The 11,817-nt window shown below is 72.1% G+C and carries 15 protein-coding genes; 10 read left to right on the plus strand and 5 right to left on the minus strand.

Annotation, left to right across the window (positions count from 1 at the left end; translation table 11 throughout):
* Positions 1–15: 15 nt before the first annotated feature.
* Positions 16–351: a YnfA family protein gene (locus tag AB5J49_RS27585; protein ID WP_369171458.1), complete on the minus strand. Its 336-nt coding sequence runs from the start codon at positions 349–351 to the stop codon at positions 16–18.
* A 241-nt stretch (positions 352–592) separates the two neighbouring features.
* On the opposite strand from AB5J49_RS27585, the gene AB5J49_RS27590 reads away from it, so the two are divergent.
* Positions 593–1,006 (plus strand): hypothetical protein, encoded by a 414-nt coding sequence (locus AB5J49_RS27590; RefSeq protein ID WP_369171459.1) that lies wholly within the window; start codon positions 593–595, stop codon positions 1,004–1,006.
* A 54-nt stretch (positions 1,007–1,060) separates the two neighbouring features.
* On the opposite strand, the gene AB5J49_RS27595 is transcribed toward AB5J49_RS27590, so the two are convergent.
* Positions 1,061–1,468, minus strand: coding sequence for a winged helix-turn-helix transcriptional regulator (locus AB5J49_RS27595; RefSeq protein WP_369171460.1), 408 nt, complete (start codon positions 1,466–1,468; stop codon positions 1,061–1,063).
* Between the two features lie 124 nt (positions 1,469–1,592).
* On the opposite strand from AB5J49_RS27595, the gene AB5J49_RS27600 reads away from it, so the two are divergent.
* The gene (locus AB5J49_RS27600) at positions 1,593–2,483 is read left to right on the plus strand and encodes an NADP-dependent oxidoreductase (RefSeq protein ID WP_369171461.1); all 891 of its coding nucleotides are present in this window, start codon (positions 1,593–1,595) and stop codon (positions 2,481–2,483) included.
* A gap of 37 nt (positions 2,484–2,520) precedes the next feature.
* On the opposite strand, the gene AB5J49_RS27605 is transcribed toward AB5J49_RS27600, so the two are convergent.
* A complete protein-coding gene (locus AB5J49_RS27605; RefSeq protein ID WP_369171462.1) occupies positions 2,521–3,351 on the minus strand; it encodes a DUF6597 domain-containing transcriptional factor in 831 nt (276 codons plus the stop codon).
* 79 nt (positions 3,352–3,430) lie between these two features.
* Here AB5J49_RS27605 and AB5J49_RS27610 point away from each other — a divergent pair, with 79 nt between their 5' ends.
* The 5 genes from AB5J49_RS27610 (at position 3,431) to AB5J49_RS27630 (ending at position 8,274) form a co-directional block, all read left to right on the plus strand.
* On the plus strand, positions 3,431–4,021 hold the full coding sequence (locus AB5J49_RS27610) for a TIGR03086 family metal-binding protein (protein WP_369171463.1): 591 nt from the start codon (positions 3,431–3,433) through the stop codon (positions 4,019–4,021).
* Positions 4,022–4,168: 147 nt separating this feature from the next.
* Positions 4,169–5,263 carry an LLM class flavin-dependent oxidoreductase gene (locus AB5J49_RS27615; protein ID WP_369171465.1) on the plus strand — a complete coding sequence of 365 codons (1,095 nt, stop codon included), beginning with the start codon at positions 4,169–4,171 and terminating at the stop codon, positions 5,261–5,263.
* Between the two features lie 135 nt (positions 5,264–5,398).
* Positions 5,399–6,127 (plus strand): response regulator transcription factor, encoded by a 729-nt coding sequence (locus tag AB5J49_RS27620; protein ID WP_369171466.1) that lies wholly within the window; start codon positions 5,399–5,401, stop codon positions 6,125–6,127.
* Entirely contained in the window at positions 6,128–7,549 is a 1,422-nt protein-coding gene (locus AB5J49_RS27625; RefSeq protein ID WP_369171467.1) for an ATP-binding protein, read from the plus strand.
* A 134-nt stretch (positions 7,550–7,683) separates the two neighbouring features.
* The gene (locus AB5J49_RS27630) at positions 7,684–8,274 is read left to right on the plus strand and encodes a hypothetical protein (protein WP_369171468.1); all 591 of its coding nucleotides are present in this window, start codon (positions 7,684–7,686) and stop codon (positions 8,272–8,274) included.
* Between the two features lie 60 nt (positions 8,275–8,334).
* Here the strand turns inward: AB5J49_RS27630 and AB5J49_RS27635 are convergent, their stop codons facing one another.
* The gene (locus tag AB5J49_RS27635) at positions 8,335–8,904 is read right to left on the minus strand and encodes an ABATE domain-containing protein (RefSeq protein ID WP_369175285.1); all 570 of its coding nucleotides are present in this window, start codon (positions 8,902–8,904) and stop codon (positions 8,335–8,337) included.
* 155 nt (positions 8,905–9,059) lie between these two features.
* On the opposite strand from AB5J49_RS27635, the gene AB5J49_RS27640 reads away from it, so the two are divergent.
* Entirely contained in the window at positions 9,060–9,536 is a 477-nt protein-coding gene (locus tag AB5J49_RS27640) for a 4-oxalocrotonate tautomerase family protein (RefSeq protein WP_369171469.1), read from the plus strand.
* 61 nt (positions 9,537–9,597) lie between these two features.
* On the opposite strand, the gene AB5J49_RS27645 is transcribed toward AB5J49_RS27640, so the two are convergent.
* Positions 9,598–10,182 (minus strand): TetR/AcrR family transcriptional regulator, encoded by a 585-nt coding sequence (locus tag AB5J49_RS27645; protein ID WP_369171470.1) that lies wholly within the window; start codon positions 10,180–10,182, stop codon positions 9,598–9,600.
* Positions 10,183–10,371: 189 nt separating this feature from the next.
* Here AB5J49_RS27645 and AB5J49_RS27650 point away from each other — a divergent pair, with 189 nt between their 5' ends.
* Together AB5J49_RS27650 and AB5J49_RS27655 are read left to right on the plus strand one after the other, a co-directional pair.
* A complete protein-coding gene (locus tag AB5J49_RS27650; RefSeq protein ID WP_369175286.1) occupies positions 10,372–10,812 on the plus strand; it encodes a 4-oxalocrotonate tautomerase family protein in 441 nt (146 codons plus the stop codon).
* Positions 10,805–11,815 (plus strand): zinc-binding dehydrogenase, encoded by a 1,011-nt coding sequence (locus AB5J49_RS27655; protein WP_369171471.1) that lies wholly within the window; start codon positions 10,805–10,807, stop codon positions 11,813–11,815. The genes AB5J49_RS27650 and AB5J49_RS27655 overlap by 8 nt, the downstream gene beginning before the upstream one ends.
* Positions 11,816–11,817: the final 2 nt, after the last annotated feature.

The raw sequence follows: 11,817 nt of genomic DNA on the forward strand, positions 1-11,817 counted from the left end.
GTCGAGGTCAGCCGGTCAGCTGCCTCGCGGCGCGTACATGATCACCGCCATGCCCGCGAGGCAGATCAGCGCGCCCGTGACGTCCCAGCGGTCCGGGCGGTAGCCGTCCGCGACCATGCCCCAGGCCAGGGAGCCGGCGACGAAGACTCCGCCGTACGCGGCGAGGATGCGGCCGAAGTCGGCGTCGGGCTGGAGCGTGGCGACGAAGCCGTACGCGCCGAGGGCCATGACGCCCGCGCCGATCCACAGCCAGCCGCGCTGCTCGCGCACGCCCTGCCAGACCAGCCAGGCGCCACCGATCTCGAAGAGGGCGGCGACGACGAAGAGGGCGGCGGAGCGGAGGATGAGCATGCGCGCAGCTTGTCATGGGGCTTCGAGGCAGCCGTTGGTGCCGGTCGCCGGTCGCCGGTCGCCGGTCGCCGATTGCCGGTTCGTCGGTCCAAGACGGCGTGCGTCACCTGTTGGACGGCGCCTGTCGGCCGCTCCACGTGGGATACATCCGTCGACCACGGTGGAGTGAGGAGCGGACGGTATGCGGCGGATGCGGGTTGCTGGGGTGTGCGGTGCGGCCGTCGTGGCTGCGGTCGGTGGCATGGCTCCGTATGCCGGGGCGGTGGGGCGTCCTGAGGCTGGGCTCGCTTATCACGGTTCCGCCGTCCTGTCCGGCGGCCAAGTCCACGTACGGTTCACGCCGCACAACCACGGACCGAGCGCCCTGCCGGCCTCGGCGGTACGGCTGCGCTGGTCGGAGCCGCTGGCGGACCGGCAGGCGTTGCCGGAGGGGTGTGGGCGGGCGGGGGAGCGGATGGTGATGTGCCGGGTCGGGGCGCTGGACGCGGTCGGGGCGGGGAAGCAGGTCGAGCTGCGGGTGGGGCTGCGTGGGGCGCCGTCGGAGGTGCTGCTGGAGTTCGGCACGGTGCGCAGCGGCGGGGCGGCGGACGGTGACCAGGGGACGGGCCGGCAGCGGGTGCTGGTGCTGGACACGGGGGACACGTACTACTTCTGACGACCGTCGTTTCGCGTGCCCCGCTGCCTCTGGCGCCTGTTTGCCTGCCCGGCGCTACTCGTCGGGGCTCTCGGTGTCGTAGCGCTCGCGGGCCTCGCGGACCTCGTCGAAGTGGGTCTCCGCCCAGTCCTTCACCGCGGTCAGCAGCATGGCCAGGTTGTGGCCCAGGGGGGTGAGTTCGTAGTCGACGCGGACCGGGACGGACGGGGTGACGGTGCGGGTGAGGAGGCCGTCGCGTTCCAGTGAGCGCAGTGTCTGGGTCAGCATCTTGGGGCTGACGCCGGCGATCTTGCGGCCGAGGTCGCTGTAGCGCAGGGGGCCGGGGGCGAGGGCGGAGACGACGAGGCTGACCCACTTGTCGCTGATGCGGTCCAGGAGCTGGTTGGTGGGGCAGCTCTTGAGGAACGCGTCGTACTCGATACGGGCCTGTTCGCGGCGCTGGGCCGCTGTCGTGGTCGCCATGGCTCACCTCTGGGGTACGTACGCACTCTCAGGTAACTACTTACCAATAGATAGTAGCTCTTCCTAGGGTTGTTGCAACGGGCGGGAGAACATCCCGAACGATGACAAACCAAGGAGAGCTGCTGTGCGTGCTGTTGTGGTGAACTCGTTCGGCGGGCCGGAGGTCGTGGAGGTCGTGGAGACCGAGCTGCCGGAGCCGGGTGCGCGGGAGGTGCGGATCAAGGTCGCCGCGGCCGCGCTGAATCCCGTGGACGCGGGGGTGCGGGCCGGGGTCTTCGGGGGTGCGGGCAAGCGGATCGGGCTCGGGTGGGACGTGGCCGGGACCGTGGACGCGGTGGGTGTGGCCACTGCCTGGAGTGTCGGGGACGAGGTGGTGGCGCTCGACTACGGCATGGTCAAGCCGGTCGGCGCGCATGCCGAGTACGTCGTCGTCCCCGCGGACGCCGTCGCCAAGGCGCCGACCACGGTGGACGCCGTCCACGCGGCGACGCTGCCGCTGAACGCGCTGACCGCCGAACAGGCCCTGGGGCTGCTGGAGGTGACGCCGGGTCAGTCGCTGCTGGTGACGGGCGCGGCGGGCGCGGTCGGCGGGTACGCGGTCCAGATCGCCGCCCACCGGGGGATATCGGTCACCGCGCTGGCCCGGGAGGCGGACGAGGAGCTCGTACGGTCCCTGGGGGCGGCCCGTTTCACCGCCGGTGCCATCGAGGCGGGGAGCTTCGACGCCGTGCTGGACGCCGCGGTGCTCGGTGAGCCGGCGCTGGAGTGGGTGCGGGAGGGGGGCCGGTACGTCGGCGTCATTCCGCACGCCGAGCCCGCCTCTGTCCGGGGCGTGTGGACCGGGGCGGTCGAGGTGAGCGCCGACGGGGCGCGGCTGGCGGAGCTGGTGCGGCTGGTGGACGACGGGGTGCTGACGACCCGGGTGGCCGAGACGTTCGCGCTGGACGAGGCAGCCAAGGCGCACGCCCGGCTCGACGAGGGCGGGGTGCGCGGGCGGCTGGTGCTGGTGCCCTGAGGTGTGCTCGCGGCCGCGTGAGTGCGATCGGGCGCGGCTACCCCGGCTCCAGCCCCTGCGCGTACGCCGTCGGCGGCACCCCCACCGTCGCCGTGAAGTCCCGTACCAGATGGGCCTGGTCGGCGTAGCCGAGCTCGGTGGCGAGGGTGGCCCAGTCGACGTCGGTGCGGGTGCCGGCGTGTTCCAGGGCCTCGTGGATGCGGTAGCGGAGGATGACCCACTTCGGGGTGACGCCGACGTACGTGGAGAAGAGCCGTTGCAGCGCCCGCACCGAAAGGCCCTCCGCCCGGGCGAAGTCGCCGACGCGGCGGACCGTGCGGTCGGTGCGGATGTGCTGGACGAGGCTCATGGCGAGGTCGGCCTGGAGGTCCGGGGCGCAGGGGAGGGAGCGGATGAAGGCGTCGAGGGCGGCCACTCGGGCGTGGTCCTCGGCGGGGGTGACGATCGTGTGTGCGGCGTCGCCCGTCGCCTGCGGGAACACCTCCTGGGCGGGCAGCGCGCGGCCTGTCCACCGGGACACCGGCGCCTCAGGGGCGTACGGCCGGAATCCGCCGGGCCGGAACTTCACCCCGCAGACCCGGCCCCGTCCGGTCAGCTTGCGGGTGTACAGGCCGAGCGCGACCCCGGTGACCTCGGCGTACGGCGGCGCTTCCGCCTCGTCGGCCCCGTCCCACTGGAAGGTGAGGTTGACGGCCGGGTGCGGGACGATGTGGGAGGCGTAGGGCGCGGGCAGGTCCCAGTCGATCAGCCAGTACCACTCGACGTACCGGCGCAGCGGCTCGGCGGGCTCATGGCGGCGGAACCGTACGCGGTTCAGCAGTCCGGACGGGTCGACGATCCCGCGGGTGTCGTGGCGGGGTGCCTCCATGGCCGGATCGTACGTCGCGTTTCGGCGGCCGTCGCGTTTCTTCAAGAAGGGCGAGGGGTGGCTTTCCTACGGTCGAGTCATGGATACCAACGAGGTGAAGACGTACGGCATCGGTGAGCTGCTGGCCATGGCGCGCGAGCGGGCGGTTCCCGTGGTGCTGGGCATTCCCGAGGAGGCGCTCGCCGCTCCCACTCCCTGTGCCGAGTACGACGTGAAGGCCCTGGTCAATCACCTCTTCCAGGTGATCGTGCAGTTCCAGCGGCTGGCCGTGAAGGAGGCGTCGGACTTCGGTGAGACCCCCGACCGGGTCGCCGAGAGCCCCGAGTGGCGTGAGCGGCTCGTGGGCGAGGCGGACCGGCTGGTGGCCGCCTGGTCCGCGCCCGGCGCCGAGGAGGGCAGGACCGGCGGGATGGACATGCCCGCGCGGCTGGTCGGCTCGATGGCGCTGCTCGATCTGACCGTGCATGTGTGGGACCTGGCGCGGGCTACGGGCCAGGACTGTCCCGGCGTCGACGCGGCGGTCGTGGCGGAGCTGGCCGGCGCGGTGGACGAGCTGGCGCCGACGGCCAGGAAGATGGGGGTGTTCGGGGAGGCGGCGCCGGAGCCGGAGGGGGCGTCGGCGTTCGAGCGGCTGCTCGCGCGGACCGGCAGGGATCCGTACTGGCAGTAGGCCCGCGGGTCGGCGATGGTCGGCGGTGCCGGTCCCGGCGGGCTGCGAACAGTCCCCGGCGGATCCCGGCGGGCTGGGAATAGCCCTCGGCCGGTTCCCGTTCTCCGGGTATAGTTTAACAGTCAACAATCTGGAGGGTGAGCGACCATGCAGTTCGGGATCTTCAGCGTCGGCGACGTCACGCCGGACCCCACCACGGGCCGTACGCCGACCGAGCGCGACCGCATCAAGGCCATGGTCGCCATCGCGCTGAAGGCCGAGGAGGTCGGGCTCGACGTCTTCGCGACCGGCGAGCACCACAACCCGCCGTTCGTGCCGTCGTCGCCGACGACGATGCTCGGCTACGTCGCGGCGCGCACCGAGCGCATCATCCTCTCCACCGCCACCACCCTCATCACCACCAACGACCCGGTGAAGATCGCCGAGGACTTCGCGATGCTCCAGCACCTGGCCGACGGGCGGGTGGACCTGATGATGGGCCGCGGCACCACCGGCCCGGTCTACCCCTGGTTCGGCCAGGACATCCGCCAGGGCATCAACCTCGCCGTCGAGAACTACGCCCTGCTGCACCGGCTGTGGCGCGAGGACGTCGTGAACTGGGAGGGCAAGTTCCGTACGCCCCTCCAGGGCTTCACCTCCACGCCGCGCCCGCTGGACGGCGTACCGCCGTTCGTCTGGCACGGCTCCATCCGCTCGCCGGAGATCGCCGAGCAGGCCGCGTACTACGGCGACGGCTTCTTCCACAACAACATCTTCTGGCCGGCCGACCACACCAAGCAGATGGTCGAGCTGTACCGCACGCGTTACGCCCACTACGGGCACGGCACGCCCGAGCAGGCGATCGTGGGGCTGGGCGGGCACGTCTTCATGCGCCGCAACTCCCAGGACGCGGTGCGCGAGTTCCGGCCGTACTTCGACGTCGCGCCGGTGTACGGGCACGGGCCGTCGCTGGAGGACTTCACCGACCAGACGCCGCTGACCGTCGGCACGCCGGAGCAGGTCATCGAGAAGACCCTCGCCTTCCGCGAGTACGCGGGCGACTACCAGCGCCAGCTGTTCCTCGTCGACCACGCCGGGCTGCCGCTGAAGACCGTCCTGGAGCAGATCGACATGCTCGGCGAGGAGGTCGTACCGGTGCTGCGCAAGGAGTTCGCGTCCAGGCGGCCGGCCGAGGTGCCGGACGCCCCCACTCACGCTTCCCTGCTGGCGGAGAAGGGTTCGGAAGACGTGACCGTCGCATGAAGGCCGTTCAGGCCGAACGGGGGGCTGGGGCGGAGCCCTCAGGGGCGGTCCTGTGACGGTGAGAGCCCAGTAAGAAGGGTGATCGTAACCCCGCTCACACGGCCGAACCGCCGGAGGCCTTGGCAGTATGAACCCGTGCCCCAGACTGTGCTCCTCGCCGAAGACGACCGCGCCATCCGCAACGCCCTGGAGCGGGCGCTGACCCTGGAGGGCTATCAGGTCACCGCGGTCGCCGACGGGGTCGAGGCGCTGGCGCAGGCCCATCGCACGCCGCCGGACGTGCTCGTGCTGGACGTGATGATGCCCGGCATCGACGGGCTCCAGGTGTGCCGGGTGCTGCGCGCCGAGGGCGACCGCACCCCGATCCTGATGCTGACGGCGCTCGTGGAGACCCAGGACCGGATCGCCGGCCTGGACGCGGGCGCCGACGACTACGTAGTGAAGCCCTTCGACGTCGAGGAGGTCTTCGCCCGGCTGCGCGCCCTGCTGCGCCGCACCAGTGAGGCCAACGGCGTCCCCGCCGACGTACCGAAGCCGGCCCCCGATGCTCCCGTGGCGTCCGGCCGGCTGATCGAGGCGGCCGGGCTGCGGATGGACCCGCAGGCGCGCCGGGCGTGGCGGGGCGCGCGGGAGCTGGAGCTGACGCGGACCGAGTTCGAGCTGCTGGAGCTGCTGGTGCGCAACGCCGGCATCGTCCTCGACCACTCCACCATCTACGACCGCATCTGGGGCTACGACTTCGGCCCCGGCTCCAAGAACCTCGCCGTCTACGTCGGCTACCTGCGCCGCAAGCTCGACGAGCCGGGCGTGCCGCAGCTGATCCACACGGTGCGCGGGGTGGGTTACGTGCTGCGGGAGGACTGAGTGGGCGCGGCTCGCCGTCGGCTCGGGCGGCTCCTGACGGGGCGGCGCAGATCGGGACTCGGCACCACTTTCGCGGTGTCCTTCGCGGCCGTGACCGCCGTGGTCACCGTCCTGGTCGGGCTGCTGTCGTACGGCGCCGCCGCCCGGCTGGTGCGGGTGGACCAGGAGTCGGTCTTCGACGAGGTCGTGCAGGATCTGCGGGGCGAGGTGCGGCAGCGGCCGATGACGCCCGAGGACTTCTCGTCCTCCGCGCCGGGGCACGATCTCGTACGGCCCGCCCGTACGGATGTGCAGGTGCTCGGCTCGGACGGCTCCGTCGTCGACCCGGGGCGGCCGGGGCTGCCGGTCACGGCCGCCGACCGGCGGATCGCCACCGACAAGGCGGCCGGGCGGATGGTCCAGTACAAGGACGTCGGCGTCGGCAGTGACGTCTACCGGGTGGCCACGGTCGCGCTCGGCGGCGGGCGGGGCGCGGTGCAGATCGCCCAGGAGTTCAGCGACACGGAGGATCTGCTGCGGGCGCTGCAGCAGCGGACGCTGCTGCTGATGGCGGCGGTGGTGACGCTCGCGGGACTCTTCGGCTGGTGGCTGGCCCGGCGCATCACGCGCCGCCTGGTCGTCCTCACCACCGCCGCCGAGGACGTCGCCCGCACCCGGCGACTCGGCATCCAGGTGCCGGTCACCGGATACGACGAGGTCGGCCGCCTGGGCCGCGCCTTCGACCGCATGCTGGGCCGGCTGGCCCAGTCGGAGGAGGACCAGCGGCGGCTGGTGCAGGACGCGGGCCACGAGCTGCGTACGCCGCTCACCTCCCTGCGGACGAACATCTCCCTGCTGCGCCGTATCGACGAGCTGCCGCCCGCCACCCGCGACGAGCTGGTGGCCGACCTGGGCCAGGAGGCGCGCGAACTCACTGATCTGGTCAACGAGTTGGTCGACCTGGCGGCCGGGCAGTCCGACGCCGAGCCGGTCCAGCGGGTGGATCTCGCCGACATCGCCGACGAGGTCGCGGGGCTCACCCGGCGGCGTACGGGACGGCGGATCACAGTCCGTGCGAGCGGCGACACGACGACGGACGGGCGGCCGGGGATGCTCCAGCGCGCGGTGACCAACCTCGTCGAGAACGCCGCCAAGTTCGACCGCGAGGGCACGGCGCCGATCGAGATCAGCGTCGCGGGGCCCGCCCGTCCCGGGACGGTGCGTGTCGAGGTTCTCGACCGGGGGCCGGGTATCGCCGAGGACGACCTGATCCGGGTCTTCGACCGCTTCTACCGTGCCGCCGACGCGCGGTCGCTGCCCGGGTCGGGACTCGGGCTGTCGATCGTGCGGGAGGTGGCGCTGTCGCACGGGGGAGCGCCGTTCGCCTTCCGGCGGGAGGGCGGCGGGACGGTGATCGGGTTCACGGCGGGCGGCTCGGCCTGACCGACCCCCCCGCCCGCGGCCCCTGCGTGACTCGCTTGCGTGGCTTACTGTGCGTGATCGATTACGGACTGTTTTGATGGCGCCGAGTGGCGCCGCCCCAGGTGCCCTCTCCCGGACAAGGAGAGAAGTGCAGCATGAAGATCACGAAGGTTCTGCTCGCGGGTGGGTCCGCGACGTCGGTCGCCGTCCTCGCCACCGTCACCGCCCTCACCACCCTCGCCACCGTCACCGTCCTCGCCGCCCCCGCCGTCGCGCAGGAGTCGCCCGGCTCGGCGGTGACCCGGTCCGGCACCACCGTCCATGTCCAGGCCCGCGACAACGTGGTGAACGGCATCAGAGTCGGCATCGACCCCCGCAGCGGGCACCTGATCGTCGAGGATGACGCGCGCATCGCCGTGGGCCGGGGCTGCATGCCGATGTCCGGCACCGACGGCACGGCCGTCGACTGCGGCCCCGCCACCGGAATGGGCGGCGTCACGCGCCTCAACGTCTCGATGGGCAACTTCGGCGACAGCTTCTTCTCCACGGCCCCCGTCAACACCTCCGTCGACGCCGGGACCGGCGGCGACTTCGTGCGGACCGGCGGCGGCAACGACTCGATCAAGCTGCGCGACGGCGTGCGCGGCAACGACGCGGTGAGCTGCGGCAGCGGCGGCAACGACCAGGTGGTCGGCGAAGCCGGCGACACCATCACCCCGGACTGCGAGCGCCAGGGGCGGTTCTAGGCAGGCAGCGGCTCCTGCTTCCCGCTGCCGACGCCCCGGGGTGGTGCGTGCCGTCAGTCGTCAGTCTGTCGGGGACTGCGTGCGGCGGGCGTAGGCGCGGGCCGCACGGGCGCGGTCGCCGCAGCGGGTGCAGCACCAGTGGCGGCGGCCGTGCCGGAGCAGGTAGCGGTTGCAGGGCGGGGAGCCGCAGGCCGTGAGGCGTTCGGCGTCGGGGGACGTGAGCAGGTCGGCGGCGTCGGCGGCGAGGGTCGCCAGGGCGTGGTCGACGATCTCGGTGGTGGGGTGCGGGGCCGCGCGGTAGGGGCCGTTCTTCTCGTCCCACTGGAGGAGCGGGGCCGTGGGAACCCTGGTCAGCGCGTCGTTCACGGCGGCCAGGGCGGCGGGGAGCGCGGGCAGCGCCTCGACCCGTGAGGCGAACAGCGCCCGGATCTGTTCCCGCAGTGAGCGCAGCTGTGCGGCACACATGTCCCGCAGGTCGGCGTCGACCGGAGCCAGGCCACGGTCGGAGAGCCACCGGTTCGCCGCGGCCGGGGTGCCGATGAGGTCGACGAACTGCCCGCCCGGCACCGCGATGACGCTGTTGACGAGAGCGAGCGCCGGGTACTGCTCCGCGCCCGGCGCGGGCGGCAGCGGGGGCTCGACGGTCGACGTCTCCTCGGTCCCGGTGTCCTTGGTCGCGGTGTCCTTCACGGCTCTCACGATACGGCCCGGCGAGGCATATGACGGTCGTTATAGAGCGGGTGTAGTCCGGCCGCCGTCTATAACGACTGTCATAGGAGGTCTGCATGACGATCATCACCGTGAACGCACCCAAGGGGCGCCTGAGCCTCGATCAGCGCCGCGAGCTGGCCGAGACGCTCACGGATGCCGTGCTGGTGCCCGAGGTGGGTCAGTTCGCGCCGGCCGCCCGGGTCGGATTCCAGGTGTACTTCGCCGAGCGTGAGCGCGACATGATGGCCGTCGGCGGACGGCTGCTGGTGGATGCCGGGAGCGAGCTGGACGTGATGGTGATCGACCTGGCGGTCATGGACGCCGCCTGGCAGCCGGACGTCCGTGCCGAGGTCATCGAGCGGGTGCTGGCCGCGCTGGCGGCGGCCTGCGGGATGGAGGAGCCGTCGCCGGCGTGGTGGGTCAACTTCCGCGTGATCGACGAGGGCAGCTGGGGTTCCTCGGGCGGCGTGCTGTCCGTCCTGCCCCTGCTCGAGAGTGGAGTGTTCACGGAGGAGAGGGTCAAGGCGGTTCGCGCCGCGCTCGGCGTTTGAGGGTGGCTCACGGGGAGCGAGCTCCGTCTCCCCGCCGCCGGCTGATCGCGGTCCGCCCCGGTCAGTCCTTGATCGTGGTGAGGATGAGTGCCTGCAGTTGCTCGGCGGTCCGGTCGAGGGGCTGGATGCTGCGCTTGGCGCGGCACATGGCCACGGCCCCCTCGACTGCCGCGACGACGAGCGTCGCGAGCTGGGCGGCCTGCTCGGGCTCGGCGCCGTGCTCGCGCAACGAGGCGGCCAGCAGCTTCTCCCACTCGTCGAAGACCTCGGCGGCGGCCGTCAGAGCGGTCGGCGTCTCGTCGGCGGGGGGCTCCTCGATCGCGACGGCGAGGACCGGGCAGCCGGCCCGGAAGTCGCTGTCGACGACGATCTTGCGCCACAGCCCGAGGAACGCGCGCAACCCGGCGACCGGCCCGGCTTCGAGTTCCTTGCGCAGGCTCCGGGCGACCCACGCGCCCGTGTGGCGGACGGCCTCGGTGGCCAACTGCTGCTTGCCGTCCGGGAAGTAGTGGTACGTCGAGCCGAGCGGCGCCCTGGCGTGTTTGGCCGTCTCGCGGATGCTCGTCGCGTTCAGGCCGCGCCGACTGATCATGTCGGCCGCACCGGCGATGATCCGATCGCGCGCCGTCGGGCTGGGCTTGGTCACGTGTGCGGTCCCTTCTGACCCACTGGCTATAACGGCCGTCATAGTCTAGCGTGATTCGCCGTCTATAACGACTGTCATAGGCGAGCGTCGCCGTATGCGACGACGAAGAAGCCGTAGGGGACGACGAAGAAGCCGTAGGGGACGACGAAGAAGCCGTAGGGGACGAAGAAGAAAGAGAGAGGCGTGTCCATGCCGATGATCCGGCTCACAGCTCCGGCCGGCGCCCTGACCGACCAGGGCCGCCAGAGCGTTCAGCGTGACCTCGCCGCCGTACTGCTGCGCTGGGAGGGCGCTCCCGACACGGCGTTCTTCCGCGCCCAGGCCTGGAGCTACCTCGTCGAACTGCCGGACGGCGCCCAGAGCACCGCCGAGGACGACGCGCCGCGCTTCCTGGTGGAGGTCACCGTCCCGCAGGGCGCCCTGTCCGAGCGTCGCAAGGCCGGCCTGGTCGAGGAGGCGACGCGGACCGTCCTGTCCGCCGCCGGGCTCGCCGCCGACGAGGCGCTGCGGGTGTGGGTGCTGGTGCACGAACAGCCCGACGGCACCTGGGGCGCGGGCGGCTCCGTCATCCGCTACGCCGACCTCGTGGCCCTGGCTCAACAGGGCAAGGGGGGCACGGCCGATGCGTGAACTCACCTGCGTGGCCCGGCGCACCGTCGAGTGGCGTGAGGCGCCCGACCCTAAGCTCCGGTCCGACCGGGAGGCGATCGTCGCCCCGGTGGCCGCCACCCCCTGTGACGTGGACTCCTCGATCCTGGCCGGGCATGGCTTCATTGACCCGCCCTTCGCCCTCGGCCACGAGTGCGTCGCCCGGGTCGTCGAGACGGGCGACGCCGTCACCGCCGTAGCCCCCGGCGACCAGGTCGTGGTCCCGTGGTCCATCAACTGCGGCACCTGCGACCGCTGCCGGGCGGGACTGACCGCGCACTGCACGGCCGTTCCCTACATGGCGATGTACGGCGCACCGATCGGCGGCACCTGGGGCGGGCTCTTCTCCGACCTGGTCCGCGTGCCCTACGCCGACGCCATGCTGGTCCCGCTGCCCACCGGCCTGGACCCGGTCGCCATGGCCTCGGCCAGCGACAACTGGTCCCTGGCCTGGCGCCTGGTCGCCCCCCACCTCAACTCCCGCCCCGGCGCCCGGGTCCTGGTCGTCGCGCGCGGCAGTATCGGCCTGTACGTGTGCGACATCGCCCGCGCGCTGGGCGCCTCCGACGTCCTCTACGTCGACCCCGACGCCGAACACCGCGCCCTGGCCGGCGCCTTCGGAGCGTCCACCGCCGAATCCCTGGACCCGCTCCCGCAGGACTTCGACATCGCCGTGGAGGCCACCGGCCGCGTCGACCAGCTCGCCCTGGTCGTCAAGTGCCTGGCTCCGGAAGGCATCTGCGAGAGCGCGGGCAACCACTTCCGCCCCGGCGAGCTGCCCCTGCTCGACATGTACCTCGCCGGTGTCACCTTGCGCGTCGCCCGCGACAACGTCCGCGCCCACATCCCCGACGCCCTGGAACTCGCCGCCTCCGGCAAGGTCGCCCCCGAACGGGTCGTCTCCCACGTCATCGACTGGGAGGACCTGCCGACGGCACTGCCGGAGAAACACCTCAAGCCGGTCTTCGTACGTTCCGACACCTGACC

It is taken from the genome of Streptomyces sp. R28 (assembly GCF_041052385.1).
Taxonomy (GTDB): Bacteria; Actinomycetota; Actinomycetes; order Streptomycetales; family Streptomycetaceae; genus Streptomyces.